Genomic DNA, 16,301 nt, shown 5'->3' with positions numbered 1-16,301 from the left:
GCTCCACTCGGGAACCGGTGCGGCACAATGTCATTCGGTGCGGGCGCTCATTCGGCGTAGGCGTCCAGCGGCGGGCAGGAGCACACCAGATTGCGGTCGCCGTAGGCCCCGTCGATGCGCCGCACCGACGGCCACACCTTGGCGCGGGCGTGCTTCACCCCGCGCGGATACACCGCGGTCTCCCGGCTGTACGGGTGATTCCAGTCGCCGACCAGGCATTCCGCGGTGTGCGGGGCCCCGCGCAGCGGGTTGTCGTCGGCGGGCCAGACTCCGGCGGCCACCTGGTCGATCTCGGCCTTGATGGCGATCATGGCGTCGATGAAGGCGTCCAGCTCCTCCAGGTTCTCGCTCTCTGTGGGCTCCACCATGAGGGTGCCCGCCACCGGGAAGCTCATGGTGGGTGCGTGGAATCCGTAGTCCGCCAGGCGTTTCGCCACATCGTCGACGGTGACGCCGGTGCGCTTGGTGATCTCGCGCAGGTCCAGGATGCACTCGTGGGCGACCATGTCGTTGTCGCCGGTGTAGAGCACCGGGAAGTGGTCGTTGAGGCGCTGGGCGATGTAGTTGGCCGAGGCGATGGCGGTCAGGGTGGCGCGGCGCAGCCCGTCGGCGCCCATCATGCGAATGTAGGCCCAGGTGATGGGCAGGATGGAGGCCGAACCGAATTCGGCCGCCGACACGGCGTGCGAATCCCGCTCCAGCGGATTGCCGGGCAGGTACCGCGCCAGGTGCTCACGGACCGCGACGGGGCCGACGCCCGGACCACCGCCGCCGTGCGGGATGCAGAAGGTCTTGTGCAGGTTCAGGTGGCTGACGTCACCGCCGAACTTGCCCGGACGGGCCAGGCCGACAAGGGCATTGAGGTTCGCGCCGTCCACGTACACCTGACCGCCCGCCTCGTGCACCAGGGCGCACAGCTCGGCCACCTCGTGCTCGTACACGCCGTGCGTGGACGGGTAGGTGATCATGATGCAGGCCAGCCGCTCGGCGTGGTCGGCGATCTTGGCGCGCAGATCGTCCAGGTCCACGTCACCGTTGGCGCGGCACTTCACCACCTCCACGCGCATGCCGACCATGGCGGCCGAGGCGGCGTTGGTGCCGTGCGCGCTGGACGGGATCAGGCAGGTGTCGCGGTGGGTGTCGCCGCGGTCCAGATGGTAGCGGCGGATGGCGAGCAGACCCGCGTATTCGCCCTGGCTACCGGCGTTGGGCTGCAACGAAACCCGGTCGTAGCCGGTGACCGCCGTCAGCCAGCCCTCCAGATCCGTGATGAGCCGGCGCAGGCCCGGGGCGTCCTCGACGGGCGCGTACGGGTGCACGCGATTGAAGCCCGGCCAGGTGATGGACTCCATCTCCGCGGTGGCATTGAGCTTCATGGTGCACGAGCCCAGCGGAATCATACTGCGGTCCAGCGCGATGTCCTTGTCCGACAGTGCGCGCAGGTAGCGCAGCATGGCGGTTTCGGTGTGGTACCTGGTGAACGCGGGGGCGGTGAGGAACTCCGAGGTGCGGTTCTCGATGTGCGGGCGCTGCGCACCGTGCAGCAGCGCGCCCTCGGGGCCGACCGGGATCTCCGCGCCGAAGCAGTCGAGCACCGCCACCACATGCGCGTCGGTGGTGGCCTCGTCGCAGGCGATGCCGACATGGTCGGCGTCCACCAGACGCAGGTTGATGCCCGCGCCCTTGGCCTTGGCCACGATGGCCTCCGCGCCGCCCGGCACCTTCACCAGCACCGTGTCGAAGAAGCGCTGGTGCACCACGGCGTCGCCGAGTCCGGCGGCCAGCCACTGCGCGTGCCCGTGCACCCGGCGGGCGATGGCGCGCAGTCCGTCGGCGCCGTGGTAGGAGGCGTACATGGCGGCCACGATGGCCAGCAGCACCTGGGCGGTGCAGATATTGGAGGTGGCCTTCTCGCGGCGGATGTGCTGTTCGCGGGTCTGCAACGCGAGGCGGTAGGCGAGGCTGCCGTCGGCGTCCACCGAGACGCCGACCAGTCGGCCCGGCAGCTGTCGGGCGTGCGCGGAGTGCACGGCCAGATATCCGGCGTGCGGGCCGCCGAAGCCCAGGGGCACGCCGAAGCGCTGGGTGGTGCCGAAGCAGGCGTCCGCGCCCTGTTCACCGGGCGGGGTGAGCAGTGTCAGGGCCAGCAGGTCCGCGCCGATGCCCACCAGCGCGCCACGCTCGTGGGCGGCGTCGATGAGCGGCTGCCAGTCCACGATGCGGCCCGACGCGCCCGGCAGTTGCGCCAGCACGCCGAAGAAGTCGCCCTCGGGCAGTTCGCCCGCGGCGAGGTCGGCCTCGACGATCTCGATCCCGAGCGGTTCGGCGCGGGTGTACAGCACGGTCCGGGTCTGCGGGAACAGATCGGTGTCGATGAGCAGTCGCGACGACTTCGACTTGCGGTTGGCGCGCTGCAGCAGCGTCATGGCCTCGGCGGCGGCGGTGGCCTCGTCCAGCATGGAGGCGTTGGCCACCTCCATCCCGGTCAGATCCGACACCATGGTCTGGAAGTTGAGCAGCGCCTCCAGGCGACCCTGCGAGATCTCCGGCTGATACGGGGTGTAGGCGGTGTACCAGGCCGGGTTCTCGAGCAGGTTGCGCACCAGCACCGGCGGGGTGAGGGTGTCGTAGTAGCCGAGGCCGATCATGCTGGTGGCGACGGTGTTGGACGCGGCCAGCGCGGCCAGTTCGGCGAGTGCCTCGTGCTCGCTCATCGCGGGCGGCAGCGCGGCCAGGCCGTTGGTGGCGGCGGCGTCGAGAATGCTGGCCGGCACGGCCCGTTCGGCCAGCTCGTCCAGGGATCCGATGCCGATGGCGGACAGGATGCGGTCGGTTTCGCCGCGATCGGGTCCGATATGGCGGTCGGCGAAGGATCGATTCTGCACGGCAGCTCCAAGGTTCGGGCGGGTCGACCGACGGGGTCGACAGTCGGGTGCCCTCCCCCTCTGTCGTGGAGCCTGAGAGATTCGGGTCCGCCGGGTGAGCGGTGCCCTTTCCCCATGGGCGGGTGGTCGCGGACCACCGCTTTCCAGAGGCGTCGAATCTCCGTACGGTCCCTGGTGCCTGAGAGATTGACGGGGAGGTGCTGCTCCTTCGGCGTCCGGTGGTCCCGGAACTCTCCCGCACGGCGGCGACGCACCGCCCAGTCTATGCCGACCCTGGTTACAGGATTGTTGCCTGGGCCGATTTCACACCTGGGGCGGCGCGTCGCACGACGCCGTTATCGAATCGCTAACCGGTCTTGGCGTTGAGGCGGGCCTTGCGCCGGAAGGCGAGTTCGTCCTCCGGGCGGTCGGTGGCATTGCCCTCCTCGGCGCGTTCGGCCGGGAAATTGGCTATCGCGCCGGTCAATTCGCGCATGGCGCCGCTGACGGCGATGCCGAAGACGCCCTGGCCGCCCTGGAGCAGATCCACGACCTCCTCGGGCGAGGTGCACTCGTAGACGGTGGTGCCGTCGGAGAAGAGCGTGATGCCCGCCAGATCCTCGACACCGCGGCTGCGCAGATGGTCGACCGCGATGCGGATGTTCTGCAGCGAGATGCCCGCGTCGAGCAGGCGCTTCACGATCTTGAGGACCAGGATGTCCTTGAACGAGTACAGGCGCTGGCTGCCGGATCCGGAGGCGGTGCGAATGGACGGAGCGACCAGTCCGGTGCGTGCCCAATAGTCGAGTTGGCGATAGGTGATTCCCGCCGCCTGGCACGCAGTGGGAACTCGGTAGCCAACCAGATCATCGGGCACCGTGTCATCGGGGAACAGCCCTGGCTGTACCACGTCTTGCGGTTGATCTCCCACTGACTACTCCCTCACTACCGTGGCCTATCAGGGCTCGTCATCAATACTGGAGCGAATGGCCTAACTATCGAGGCTACTCTCCCGATTGTCCCGGCAGTATCGGCATCCGACCAAGCCTGCTCGACCGCGTGTTTCTCACCCTAAACCTGAGGTCGAGACACGTTTCCGTATCGGATCGGCCACTCAGCTGTCGGTCGCCTTGAAGTCGTCCGGCGAAACCGATTCGAGGAATTCCTTGAACTTCTCGACCTCGTCCTCACGCTCGTCCGGCATGACCAGCCCGGCCTCCTCGAGCACCGCCTCCTCGGCGTAGATCGGGCAGCCCACCCGCAGCGCGATGGCGACCGAGTCCGACGGCCGCGCCGAGATGCGCGGACCGTTCTCGAAGACCAGATCGGCGTAGAAGGTGCCCTCCTGCAGATCCACGATCCGCACCTCCTTCAAGGTGTGGCCCAACTCCTTGATGAGGATCTTGACCAGATCGTGGGTCAGCGGCCGGATGGGCGTGACGCCCTCCTGTTCGAGCACGATCGCCGTCGCCTCGGCCTGCCCGATCCAGATGGGTAGGTATCGGTCGCCGGATACCTCGCGGAGCAACAGCACGGGCTGGTTCTGTGGCTGCTCGACACGGATGCCGATCACACGCATTTCGCTCATGGCACGCCTCCCATAAACTCGCCCGGCTGCCGCCCTGCCGCTCGGTGCCGTATCACCGAGTCTAAAGCGCGTCGGCCATTTTCCTCCGACACCACCCTTCTCGGGTGTCCCCACACCGAATCGGTGCGGATTCCTGCTTCGCCGAGTCCGGTTCCACCAGTCCCCGTTGGGAACTGGCCAGCGCCCGACTCTCCACAGACATTGATGACCCGGCCACCTGCTGGGCGGTCCGGAACGCCATTGCTGACGTAAGAGCCACAATACGCGTCGGCACCGACACCGTGCCCGACACACAGGGCGAGGATTTCAGCCGCCGAGGGAAGCGCGCACGGCGGTCTTCACCAGGCAGGTGTGCAGGGTCAGCGACAATGCCGCCAACTCCCGCACCGTCTCCTCGGCGCGGGCGCGCGCGTCCTCGTCCCGACTCTTGGCGATCGGGGCGGCGATCTGGGCCACCAGCGCCGCCTCTCGATCCGCCGCCAGCTTGAAGGCGCGCAGATGCCGTGCCTCCAAACCGAATTCACTCAATGCCTGCGCGGTGCGGGCCAGCGTCACCGCGTCGGTGTCGAAGAAACCGGCCGCGCCGGGGGTGATCAGTCCGGCGCGGATCAGCTCCTGGAGGAACTTCTCGTCGATACCGGCCTGGTCGATCAGGTCCGCCCGAGTAACCCGGATCTCGTGATCGAACCGGAGTTCCTCGGGCGATACCTCACCGGGCACGACCCCGAGCCGCCGCAGGCGGCCCGCACCGTCGGTGGGCGCGGATCCGTTCACCGCGTCGACTCCCCCGCCGCCCGCTCGGGCGCGAGCTTCCCGCACCCCGAGCGTGGCGGCCCCCTTGTCGATCGCCTCGAGTTGTTCCTTGATCACCTTCAGCGGCAGGTACTGGTCCCGCTGCGCGGTCAGCACGAACCGGAGCCGCTCCACGTCGTGCACCGCGAACCTGCGGTAACCCGACGGGGTGCGCTCCGGGCTGATCAGTCCCTCCGATTCGAGGAATCGGATCTTCGAGATGGTGATGTCCGGAAAGTCCGGACGCAGGAGATCCAGCACGGAGCCGATCGACATACCTCCGCGCGTCCACTGCGCTGCGCCTGTCATTCCGCTCGGTCCTATAGCGCGCCCGCGTCACTCGATTGCGGACGCGGACCGGTCAGGAAGACCAGCCGGAACTTGCCGATCTGCACCTCGTCGCCGTTCTGCAGCTCCGAGGAGTCCACCGGCTCCCGATTCACATACGTACCGTTCAGGCTGCCCACATCGACCACCTGGAAGGTGTCGTCGTCCTGCCGGAACTCGGCGTGGCGGCGGCTGACGGTGACATCGTCGAGAAAGATGTCGCTGTCGGGGTGGCGCCCCGCGGACGTGGTGGGCTGATCCAGCAGAAATCGCGAACCGGCGTTCGGGCCGCGCTTCACAACCAGCAGGGCCGCCCCCGCGGGCAGACCCTCGACCCCTACCGGCTGCTCGCCGGTCTGCTCGGTGCGAGGTTCGACCTCGTTCAGGAAATCAGCGCGGAACACCGATGTGGTCTCGGCCGCGCTCTCCCCGTAAACCGGGTCTTTGTGCTCGCTCACCCTTGCTCTCCTCCTCGAACCGAATAATCCATGCAAGCAGTTGATGCCTTCAGCTACTCGGCCACCGGGGCCGCTCTCGCCCTCGGACGGGTGAGGTGCGAAAACTCCGAGCACCGGCTGCCGGATCATCTGTTGGCATTGACCGTACCCTGCCGGGGCGTGCCCGTGCAGGTAGAACTGTGAAGGCTCCTTCAGCCCCCGATAACTCCTTGATAACCTGCGGCATCCAGCAGCTCGCCGAGTACCGCGTCCACACCGTCGGCGGCATCGAGCTCGAGTTCGAACATCCAGCCGTCGCCGTAGGGATCGGAATTGATCGTCTCGGGCGAGGACACCAGATCTTCGTTCACGGCAACGACTTTGGCGGCCAGCGGCGCGTAGATGTCGCTCACGCTCTTGGTCGACTCCACCTCCGCGATGCTGTCCCCGGCTGCCACATCCTTGTCCACCTCCGGCAGCTGCACGAATACGACGTCACCGAGCTGTGACTGCGCGTAGTCGGTGATGCCCACCCGCACCCGGGTCGGGCCGACCTTGGCCACCCATTCATGTTCCTCGGTGTAGCGCAGATCCTGGGGTAGGTCGGTCACAGGCGTCCTTTCAACAGATGTACTCCCGAGTTGTCGTTGTGTCGGCAACACCCTAGCCGCTACGGGGTGACCCGTGGCACGGCCGGTACGGCGCGGGCCACGGCAACCGCCTTGCCGACGTAGAGGATGCCTGTCCACACGTAGACCACCGTGCCCCAGACCAATAGTGCCCCGCCGAAGGCCGTCCCGAAACCCGCGGCCGCCCAGTCCATCTGACCGGCCAGCAGCCACGGCAGCGCCGACATGAGCGCGAAGGTGGCGGCTTTGCCCAGGTAGATCACCTCGGGCGGGGGCAGGTCGCGCCGTTTGTACACCCCCAGCGTGACCGTCAAGATCACATCCCGGCAGATCAGTATCGCCACCACCCACCAGGGCAGGATGCCGCGAATCAGGAAGCCGCCCAGTGTCGCCACCAGGTAGAGCCGGTCCACCAGCGGGTCCAGCAGCGCGCCCAGCCGGGAGGACTGGTCGAGCAGGCGCGCCAGCTTGCCGTCCAGGAAGTCGGTGACCCCGCTGACCACCAGCAGCGCGAACGCCCACCCGTCGGCCTCCCGCACCAGCAGCAGCCACAGGAAGACCGGAACGCCGACCAGCCGGATGACGCTGAGCACGTTCGGCACGGTCAGAATGCGGTCGCCGAACACCGTTTCGGCGTTCCGTTCGGATGTCACAGGCCGTGCATACCTCAATCACGGTGTTATCGCCATCCGGGCACGCCGACCACCGGGCGTGGTTGGATCACAGTATGGTCGCTGCCATAGTCTTCGAATGAGAGAATGAGTTTCGATTCGTCTCATTTCCACTGGGTGCTGCGCGAGAGGAAGAGCATGCCCGACTTCGACTACGACGTCGTTGTGATCGGTTCCGGATTCGGCGGCAGCGTGAGCGCGCTGCGGTTGACCGAGAAGGGATATCGGGTGGCGGTGCTGGAGTCCGGCCGCCGCTGGACCCCGGAGAACCTGCCCAAGACGAACTGGAATGTGCGCAAATCCATCTGGGCGCCACGACTCGGGATGACCGGTACCCAGCGGATCAGCGTGCTCGGCAAGTGCGCGGTGTTCTCCGCCTCCGGGGTGGGCGGCGGCTCGCTGATCTACGGCAACACCCTCTACGAGCCGCTGCCGGACTTCTACGCCGACCGGCAGTGGGCGCACATCACCGACTGGCGGGCCGAGCTCGCGCCCTACTACGACCAGGCCCAGCGCATGCTCGGGGTGGAACCGAACCCGCGCCTGACGCCGGCTGACGACGTGATCCGTTCCGTCGCCGAGGATCTCGGGGTCGCCGACACCTTCCACCCCACCCGGGTGGGCGTGTTCTTCAACGAGGAGAATCCGGGCGCGGAGGTGGACGACCCGTACTTCGGCGGCGTCGGACCGCGCCGCAGCGGCTGCGTGCACTGCGCGCGCTGCTTCACCGGCTGCCCGCACAACGCCAAGAACACCACCGTGAAGAACTACCTCTACCTGGCCGAACAGGCGGGGGCGCACGTCTTCGAACTCACCACCGCCACCCGGGTGCGGCCCATCGCGGGCGGCGGGTACGCCATCGAGACCCAGCGCTCGGACCGCTGGATCCGCAAGGGGCGCAAGGTCTTCACCGCCGAACAGGTGGTGTTCGCGGCGGCCGCGCTCGGCACCCAGAAGCTGCTGCACCAGATGCGCGACGAAGGCGTGCTGCCCCGGCTCTCGCCGCGGCTGGGTGAGCTGACCCGCTCCAACTCCGAGGCCATTCTCAATGTGGTCAGCAAGGCGCGCGACGATTTCGCCCAGGGCATCGCCATCACCTCGTCCATCCATCCCGAGCCCAATACCCATATCGAGGTCTGCCACTACGGCAAGGGGCAGAACGGGCTGTTCCCGCTGTCGGTGCCCATCGTGGACGGCGGGGCGTTCCGCTTCCTGCGCTTCCTGCTGGCCATCCTGCTGCACCCGATCGTCTTCGCGCGCAGTCTCAACGCCCACCGCGCCTCGGAGAAGTCGGTGATCCTGCTGGTCATGCAGTCGCTGGACAATTCGCTGACCTCCTTCCGCAGATGGGGGCAGCTCAAGACCCGCCAGGGCACCGGCGAACCCAACCCGACCTGGATCCCGCTGGCCCACGACGTGGGCCGCCGCTTCGGGGAGAAGGTCGACGGCGATGTGCACTCGCTGATCATGGATGTGTTCAATATCCCGGCCACCGCCCACTACATCGGCGGCTGCGTGATCGGCACCGATCCGAACACCGGCGTGGTCGATCCGTATCAGCGGGTCTTCGGCCATCCGGGCCTGCACATCGCCGACGGTTCGGCGGTGACCGCGAATCTGGGCGTGAACCCCTCGCTCACCATCACCGCGCAGGCGGAGCGGGCCATGGCGTTCTGGCCCAATCGCGGCGAGCCCGATCCGCGCCCGGAACTGGGACAGCCGTACCGGCGCATCGCCCCGGTCGCGCCCCGGCGTCCGACGGTGCCGGACACCGCGCCCGGCGCGCTGCGACTGCCCATCTTCCCGACCGATGCGCCGGTGTCGGGGCACTGATCCCCGGGCGGCCGGGATGACGCGGCGGGTGGGCGCGGGTAGGTTGGCATCTCGTGTGCGCCAACATGATCGACTTCCGCTCCCCCGTCGCGGCGGATGAGGTGCTGGCCCGGGGCCGGGCGCTGCGCGAGCGCACTCCGCTGTCCGCGCGGGACCGGGATGCCGTCGCTCCCGACCGCCCCGGCGTGCTCGACTTCCTCGAAGCCAGCAATCGCGGTCGGCTCGACCATCTGATCCCGCTGCGGATGGGCCGCATGGTCGCCTCGCCGTTCGCCTTCTTCCGCGGCTGCGCCGGTCTGATGGCGGCGGATCTGGCGCCCGCCCCGGTGAGCGGTCTCGATGCCCAACTGTGCGGTGACGCGCACGCCGCCAATTTCGGTCTCTACGGCGGTCAACGCGGCGAGATCGTCATGGACATCAATGATTTCGACGAGACCGTGCGCGGTCCGTGGGAGTGGGATCTGGAGCGGCTGGCCGCCAGCCTGGTACTGGCCGGACGTGAGGGCGACGCGAGCGAGGACGACTGCCGCATCGCGGCACGCGATGCCGCCCGCTCCTACCGGCTCGCGGTGGGCGCACTGGCCGATATGCCGTTCCTGACCTCCTGGACCGCGCTGGCCGACGAATCGGCGATCGGTCGCACCCGCGCCGACGCCCTGCTCGACGATTTCCAGCGGGCGGCCAAGAAGGCGCGCAAGAACACCAGCGCCAAGGTGGCGCGCAAGTGGACCGAGATCGAGGATCACGAGACCGGCATCGGCAAGCGCACCTTCGTTCCCGACCCGCCGGTGCTCAGCACGGTGGATCCGGCGGTGGCCGAGGCGGTGATCGACGGCCTGACCGGCTACGTGGGCACGCTGCGCGAATCGCGGCGGCGGCTGATCACCCGGTTCTCGGTCTCGGATATCGCCTTCCGGGTGGTGGGCACCGGCAGTGTGGGCTTCCACAGCTATCTGGCGCTGCTGCACGGCAATGGCGACGAGGTGCTGGTGCTCCAGCTCAAGCAGGCCGCGCCGGCGGCTCTCGCACCCTATCTGCCCGCCGTCCCGGCGCGGCACGAGGGTGAGCGAATCGTGCAGGGGGCCAGGGCCGTTCAGGCCGAGACCGATATCCTGCTGGGCTGGACCACGCTCACGCTGGACGGCCGCGAGCTGCCGTTCATCGTGCGGCAGTTCCGTAATCTCAAGGGCGGTATCGATCCGTCGGCGCTGGATCCGGACCACCTCGACGACTACGGCCGCCTGGCCGGGGCGCTGCTGGCGCGCGCGCATGCGCGCTCGGTCGATCCGCGGCTGCTGGCGGGCTATCTCGCGGACGGGGAGGAGTTCGATGACGCGGTGGCCGCCTTCGCGGTGCGGTACGCGGACCGGACCGAGGCCGATCACGCCGAATTGGCGACCGCGGTGCGGACCGGTCGGATCGCCGCGGAGACCTCCTGACCACCCTTCCGACACCGTCTGACCTGCCGCTGGGCGACACACGGCCCACGGCAAAATCCGTCCGGGAGGGTCCGACCCTCCGTACCATTTCGACTATCGATCGACGAGAAGGGTGCGAAGCCGATGCTCGTTCGAGTGCAGAACACCGCCGGCACCCATGCCGAGAAGGTGCTGATCGACTGGTTGCGCACCTGGAAGGGCCGCGGCGATCCGCACGGCGTGGCCACCATGAATTGCAGCCTCTTCCACGGGGATCGGCTCTACCCCTTCGACGCGGTGGTGTGGACGCCGACCAGCTGCGTGGTGATCGAGGCCGAGGCGCTGGTGGAACGGCTCGAGGGTGAGCTGGAGGTGCCGCTGAGCGGCCCCTGGCGTGGCGCCGACAAGATCATCAACTTCGAGGGCGGCGACCGCCGCACCCCCCTGGACAAATCCCGCGATCACACCTTCGCCCTGCAGAACTGGTTCGCCGAACGCGGGCTGGGACAGCGCGTGGTGCACGGCGCGGTGCTGGTGGTGCCGCCGCCCGGTTCCAAGGTACGGGTGCGCCAGCTGTGGAGCGACCCCAGTTTCGAGGTGCTGCTCGGCGACGACCCCACCCGCCTGCGCGAGTACTTCGACTCCATCGCCTCGCGCGGCCGTCCGCAGTGGTCGGCCAACGATGTGGCGTGGGCGTTCCGTGGGCTCGGCATCCTGCCGTATCTGCCCGCCCCGCAGGATCTGCTGAACGAGGGCTTCCTCGGCCCGGTGGACGTCACGCTGTGGCACGGCGGCCCGCAGCAGGCGCAGGCCGAGGCCTACGCCGAGGAGCAGGCCCGGCTGGAACGCGAGGCCGAACGCCCGCACCGCCGGATCATGTCGGTGCCCGCGCCGTGGTACAGCCCCTGGAAGCTGTATCCGCGCCGGTCCGGCGAACTCGATGTCGGCGGCAGCGTCATGCGGGTGCTGCTGACCATCGGCATGGTGGTGGCGGCGGTGTGGGTGATCTGGTTCGTGCTCGCGGCGCTGCTGACCTACGGCTGAACGGCCGGGTCGCCGGGCGCGCGTGGCGTACCGGGGTCGGCGCGCAGCGCGATGCGGCGCACCGGGATATAGAGGACAGCCACCAGCGCGACGGCCGCGGCGGCACCGCCGACCACATCGGTGACGTAGTGGTGCCCGAGTCCCACCATGCCGACCGTCACCCCGGCCAGCACCACCGCACCGACCCCCACCGCCACCGCACGGAAGCCGCGATGCTCGGCGGCGAGTGCGACGGCCGTGACCGCGGCGACCAGGTGCACGGTATGCCCGCTGGGATAGGCGAGATAGTCGTGCAGCGGCCGGTCCCACAGCGGTTTGAGCGCCCTGGTGTTCACGACGACCGCGAATTCCGGTGCGAGCAACACGAATCCGGCCCGCCACCACAGCCGCCGCCGCGCGAACCACAGCACCGCGACGACCAGGAGCGGCAGCACCGCCCAGGCGGTGCCGGGAAATGCCAGCATCTCGTACGCGTCGGCCCGGTCGGGCAGCCGCTCGGCCAGCCAGCTGTCCACCCCGGTCGCTCCCTTTCCGGCGGGAAACGTCAGCGGCACGACCACGGTGAGCAGCGCCGCGCTCAGCGCCAGCAGCGACAGCGCCGCCCCACCCGCCGTGCGAACGACGGGCGGGGCGGCGGATGGAGACTCAGCGGACACGAATCCGCACCCTAGCTCCGGCGCTCGCGGCCATGGTGTCGCCCCGGCCGCTCCCGGCGCGCCCGACGCGCGCTGAGAGCAACGCGGCCCGTCTCGACACGGACCCGGTCCGCTCGCGCGCGATCCGGCTCAGTGCGCGATCCGCGGTCCGGCTCAGTTCGATACCGCCGCCGGATCGGTGAGCATGGCGGCGCGCAGCATGTACTCGGGCACCCCGAGGCCGCCCACCAGGGTGGTCGCGTGCGGCCGCAGCCGGTCGACCAGTTCGTTCACCCCGCGGCGCACCGCCTTGGCCCGCTCCACCGACATGAAGCGGTGCATGATGAACCACGCCTGGTTCTCCTCCAGCACGGTGTACACGAACAGATCGCATACCGAATCGGCGAGCGCGCGGGCCTGTTCGTCCTCGATGGCGGCGATGCCTTCGATGAACGCCTCCAGCACGATGCGGTCGATATGCGCGGTGCCCGCCGCCAGAATGTGGTCCTGGGCATTGTTGAACGCCTCGAACGGTCCGGTGTCCGCGGCACGCGCCCGCAGCCGGTGCGCGGCCGTGCGGGTCAGGTAGTCCTCGCGATCGGCGAACAGCTGCAGCTGCACGTCGCGGCGGGCCAGGTCGCCGTCGTCGACACCCTGGTCGGAGCGGTCGCGCAGGCGCTGGATGAGCTGGCGCACCCCGGTCACGTCGCGCACCACATCGCGGGTCATGGTGGCGGCGAAGCGCACCCAGCCCAGCGCGTCGAGATCGCGCACCTCATCGGAGTAGGCGGTGAGCAACTCCTTGGCCACTAGTTGGGTGAGTACCACGTTGTCACCCTCGAAGGTGGTGAACACGTCGGTGTCGGCCTTCAGAGTGACCAGTCGGTTCTCGGTCAGGTAACCCGCGCCGCCGCATGCTTCGCGGCACTCCTGAATGGCGCGGGTGGCGTGCCGGGTCTGCGCGACCTTGAGTCCGGCCGCCCGCTTCTCCAGCGCGCGCTGCGCGCCCGGATCGACGTCCTGGCCGGTCTGCACCAGATGCATGCGCCGCACCAGGTCGTTCTGCGCGAAGGCCAGTGCGTAGGACCGCGCCACCAGCGGCAGCAGGCGGCGCTGATGGCTGCGGTAGTCCAGCAGCAGGGTCTCCTCGCCGGTATCCGGATCGTCGAACTGGCGACGCCGCTCGGCGTAGCGCACCGCGATGCTCAGCGCCACCCGCGCACCGGCCGCCGCCGCGCCGCCCACGCTCACCCGGCCGCGCACCAGCGTGCCCAGGGTGGTGAAGAAGCGGCGGCTCGGATTCTCGATGTCGGAGTGGTAGGTGCCGTCCGGTGCCACGTCGGCGTACCGGTTGAGCAGGTTCTCGCGCGGAATCCGCACCTGGTCGAACATGATCCGGCCGTTGTCGACGCCGGGCAGGCCGCCTTTGAGCCCGCAGTCGGAGGTGGTCACGCCGGGCAGGTCGTTGCCCTGGTCGTCACGGATGGGCACCAGGAAGCAGTGCACGCCCCGGCTCTCACCGCCGGTGATCAGCTGCGCGAAAACCGCTGCCATACGGGCGTGTTCGGCCGCACCGCCGATGTAGTCCTTGCGGGCGGCGGGAGTCGGGCTGTGCACCACGAACTCCTGCGTCGCCGGATCGTAGGTGGCGGTGGTCAGTAGATTGGCCACATCGCTGCCGTGACCGGTTTCGGTCATGGCGAAGCAGCCGAGCAGGTCCAGGGTGATGAGCTGTTCGACGTAGGTCTGGTGCCGCTCGGTGCCCAGGTTCTCCACCGCACCGCCGAAAAGTCCCCACTGCACACCGCATTTCACCCACAGCGACAGGTCGGTGTAGGCCAGCATCTCCAGGGCGGTGACCGCCCCGCCGGGATCGTTGCCGCCGCCGTGCTCGAGCCGGAAGCCCTTCTCGGCCCAGCCGAAGGTCGAGACCAGGCGCATCTGCTCCAGCACGCGGGCGCGGGCGGCCCGCATATCGAGGGTGGGATCGCCGTAGAGCCGATCGTCGTCGAGGTGTTCGCGTGCCTTCTCGCGGATCTCTCGCCAGGGGCCGTCCAGGGCCGCGCGTAGTTCGTCCACTGTCCGATCGTCGTCGGTCGCCATATTCGCCACCCTACTGTGGCGGTTACGCTCGACTGGGTGATCTACCGCACCGTGTACTTTTCTCCATCATGAGCAACGATCTGGCAATCAGAGCGGAGGATGCGCCCGTGCGCACCGCCTGGTGGCAGCGCCGGTTCGCGGCGGCGATAGATCGCCTGCTCGCCGACCGGATCGCCACCGTCGACGCGGTGGTCGAGGCGCCCTCGCCGCTGCAGCCGATCGATCTCACCGACGACGCCAGCGTCACCGAGGTGCTCGACCTGGCCGAGCGGGTGGGCGAGGTCGTGCTCGCGGCGGGCACCTCCGTCAGCGACACCACGACGCAGATCGAATTCATCGCGGCCACCTACGGCCTGTCCCAGATCGACGTCGACGTCACCTACAACTCCATCCGCATCTCCGTCGATCGCGGTCCGAAGCTGCCGCCCGCCAGCACCATGCGGGTGGTGCACTATCGGTCGCTGGACTTCACCCGGCTCGCGGCCGTAGACCGGCTGACCCGGCGCATCCGCCGGGAACTGGTGCCGCCGGAGGAGGCCCTGGCGGCGCTCGAGGCCATCACCACCGCGCCGCACCCCTACAAGCGCTGGGTCTCCACTTTCGGCTGGGCGCTCATGGCGGCGGCGATCGGGCTGCTGCTGGGCGGCGGTTGGCTGGTCTGCGTACTGAGCTTCGCCGCCACCACCGCCATCGACCGCACCAACCGGATTCTGAACCGCAAGAGCCTGCCCTTCTTCTTCCAACACATGGTGGGCGGCTTCATCGCGGCGATCCCCGCGATCGCCGTAGCCACCTACGCCGGGCACCTCAGGATGGATCCGTCCCTGATCATCGCCGCGGGGATCGCGGTGTTGCTCGCCGGTCTACAACTGGTCGGCTCGGTCGAGGACGCGATCACCGGCGCACCCATCACGGCGGCGGCCCGCATGCTCGAGGTCATCATGATGACCTGCGGCATCATCGGCGGCATCGTCTTGGCGCTGCGCTTGGCCGAGATCCTGGGCGCGACGGTTCCGGCGATCGATACGACCGCGACCCGCGATATCACCAACTGGCCGCTCAAACTCGCGGCGGGCGCGATCGCCTCCGTAGCCTTCTCGCTGGCGTGCTACGCCGAACGCCGGGCACTCACCGCCGCCGCCTTCAGCGGCGCTGCCGCGACCATCTGCTACCTCCTCGTCCAGAACTCGGGTTTCGGACCGATCATCTCGTCGGGTGCCGCGGCCACCGTGGTGGGCCTGGCCGGTGGGCTGGTCGCGCGCCGTGCCCTGACCCCGCCCCTGGTCATCGCGGTAGCCGGTATCACACCGCTGCTGCCGGGCCTCAAGGTCTACCGCGGCCTGCATTCGCTGCTCAACGATCAGCATGTGTTCGGTCTGAACCAGTTGTTCACCGCCTTCGCCATCGGCGGCGCCCTCGCGGCCGGTGTCACCCTCGGTGAATGGTTCGCCCGCTCGCTGCGGCAACCGCGAATTCTGCAGCGTTTCGGCACCATTCGCCGCCCGCGCATCCGACCGCGGCGTCCGGCGGCCTGACCCGGAAAACCCCCGGAGCCGTACGACCGATCCGACGACAGGATCGTGCTCCGGGGGTATTTCCTTGCCCACCCGGCCTTTTCACGTCGACCACGGCCGGAGCGGGAGGTTCGGGCGGATCAGGCGGGCGCGGACGGCGCACCCGCCGGTATCAGGTGTTTGGCCTCCACCAAACGGGACTTGGCCTGGCGTTTCACCGGGCAGGCCAGACTGGGGCAGTCGATATGGGTCTGCATGATGAGGTGGGCGTAGCCCACGGTCATGACGGGCACGGCGCTGTGGTTGGTCGGCGGAATGCCGTACATCCTTGTCGCCCCTTCCCTTTCGTGTCTGACGGGTTGCCGGTCCGTGGGCACACTTCCAGTAGACACCGCGGTGTCGCGTGCTGGAAGATTTCGGTGTCGGACATTGGCGAAGACTTCCGC

At 68.7% G+C, this 16,301-nt stretch carries 14 protein-coding genes and 1 riboswitch; of the genes, 4 read left to right on the top strand and 10 right to left on the bottom strand.

From position 1 onward, the window contains the following. Window positions 1-47: 47 nt before the first annotated feature. The 7 genes from gcvP to ON31_RS12925 all read right to left on the bottom strand — a co-directional run bounded on the left by gcvP (window position 48) and on the right by ON31_RS12925 (window position 7,290). On the bottom strand, window positions 48-2,885 hold the full coding sequence (gene gcvP / locus ON31_RS12955) for an aminomethyl-transferring glycine dehydrogenase (RefSeq protein WP_039813328.1): 2,838 nt from the start codon (window positions 2,883-2,885) through the stop codon (window positions 48-50). A gap of 155 nt (window positions 2,886-3,040) precedes the next feature. Continuing rightward, window positions 3,041-3,133, bottom strand: a riboswitch (glycine riboswitch). A gap of 98 nt (window positions 3,134-3,231) precedes the next feature. Continuing rightward, a complete protein-coding gene (locus ON31_RS12950) occupies window positions 3,232-3,795 on the bottom strand; it encodes a MerR family transcriptional regulator (RefSeq protein ID WP_039813325.1) in 564 nt (187 codons plus the stop codon). 183 nt (window positions 3,796-3,978) lie between these two features. Further along, window positions 3,979-4,452, bottom strand: coding sequence for a bifunctional nuclease family protein (locus tag ON31_RS12945; protein ID WP_029930635.1), 474 nt, complete (start codon window positions 4,450-4,452; stop codon window positions 3,979-3,981). A 306-nt stretch (window positions 4,453-4,758) separates the two neighbouring features. Then, window positions 4,759-5,520: a transcriptional regulator FtsR gene (ftsR, locus tag ON31_RS12940; RefSeq protein WP_085996412.1), complete on the bottom strand. Its 762-nt coding sequence runs from the start codon at window positions 5,518-5,520 to the stop codon at window positions 4,759-4,761. A gap of 44 nt (window positions 5,521-5,564) precedes the next feature. Then, entirely contained in the window at window positions 5,565-6,029 is a 465-nt protein-coding gene (gene odhI / locus ON31_RS12935) for an oxoglutarate dehydrogenase inhibitor Odhl (RefSeq protein WP_029930637.1), read from the bottom strand. Window positions 6,030-6,220: 191 nt separating this feature from the next. Continuing rightward, complete coding sequence (gcvH, locus tag ON31_RS12930) at window positions 6,221-6,619, bottom strand: glycine cleavage system protein GcvH (RefSeq protein ID WP_039813319.1); 399 nt, start codon at window positions 6,617-6,619, stop codon at window positions 6,221-6,223. A gap of 59 nt (window positions 6,620-6,678) precedes the next feature. After that, entirely contained in the window at window positions 6,679-7,290 is a 612-nt protein-coding gene (locus ON31_RS12925; protein WP_039813316.1) for a CDP-alcohol phosphatidyltransferase family protein, read from the bottom strand. Window positions 7,291-7,446: 156 nt separating this feature from the next. On the opposite strand from ON31_RS12925, the gene ON31_RS12920 reads away from it, so the two are divergent. The 3 genes from ON31_RS12920 to ON31_RS12910 all read left to right on the top strand — a co-directional run bounded on the left by ON31_RS12920 (window position 7,447) and on the right by ON31_RS12910 (window position 11,603). Continuing rightward, window positions 7,447-9,141, top strand: coding sequence for a GMC oxidoreductase (locus ON31_RS12920; RefSeq protein ID WP_039813389.1), 1,695 nt, complete (start codon window positions 7,447-7,449; stop codon window positions 9,139-9,141). A gap of 65 nt (window positions 9,142-9,206) precedes the next feature. Then, complete coding sequence (locus ON31_RS12915; protein ID WP_039813313.1) at window positions 9,207-10,580, top strand: DUF2252 domain-containing protein; 1,374 nt, start codon at window positions 9,207-9,209, stop codon at window positions 10,578-10,580. A 135-nt stretch (window positions 10,581-10,715) separates the two neighbouring features. Next, on the top strand, window positions 10,716-11,603 hold the full coding sequence (locus ON31_RS12910) for an NERD domain-containing protein (protein ID WP_255222079.1): 888 nt from the start codon (window positions 10,716-10,718) through the stop codon (window positions 11,601-11,603). Here ON31_RS12910 and ON31_RS12905 read toward each other — a convergent pair. Together ON31_RS12905 and ON31_RS12900 are read right to left on the bottom strand one after the other, a co-directional pair. Further along, window positions 11,594-12,259 (bottom strand): phosphatase PAP2 family protein, encoded by a 666-nt coding sequence (locus tag ON31_RS12905; protein WP_063821485.1) that lies wholly within the window; start codon window positions 12,257-12,259, stop codon window positions 11,594-11,596. The two genes, ON31_RS12910 and ON31_RS12905, sit on opposite strands and share 10 nt — an antisense overlap. A 153-nt stretch (window positions 12,260-12,412) precedes the next feature. Then, a complete protein-coding gene (locus ON31_RS12900; protein ID WP_039813383.1) occupies window positions 12,413-14,341 on the bottom strand; it encodes an acyl-CoA dehydrogenase family protein in 1,929 nt (642 codons plus the stop codon). A 68-nt stretch (window positions 14,342-14,409) separates the two neighbouring features. Between ON31_RS12900 and ON31_RS12895 the strand changes: the two genes are divergently transcribed. Then, the gene (locus ON31_RS12895; RefSeq protein WP_081592410.1) at window positions 14,410-15,876 is read left to right on the top strand and encodes a threonine/serine exporter family protein; all 1,467 of its coding nucleotides are present in this window, start codon (window positions 14,410-14,412) and stop codon (window positions 15,874-15,876) included. 119 nt (window positions 15,877-15,995) lie between these two features. Here ON31_RS12895 and ON31_RS12890 read toward each other — a convergent pair whose 3' ends face one another. Beyond that, window positions 15,996-16,181 carry a hypothetical protein gene (locus ON31_RS12890; protein WP_039813309.1) on the bottom strand — a complete coding sequence of 62 codons (186 nt, stop codon included), beginning with the start codon at window positions 16,179-16,181 and terminating at the stop codon, window positions 15,996-15,998. Between the last annotated feature and the right edge of the window lie 120 nt (window positions 16,182-16,301).

This window comes from Nocardia otitidiscaviarum NBRC 14405, from assembly GCF_000308635.1.
Classification (GTDB): Bacteria; Actinomycetota; Actinomycetes; order Mycobacteriales; family Mycobacteriaceae; genus Nocardia; species Nocardia otitidiscaviarum.
The sequence above is the reverse complement of the archived record's forward strand: the minus strand, read 5'-3'. Positions and strand labels throughout refer to the sequence as shown.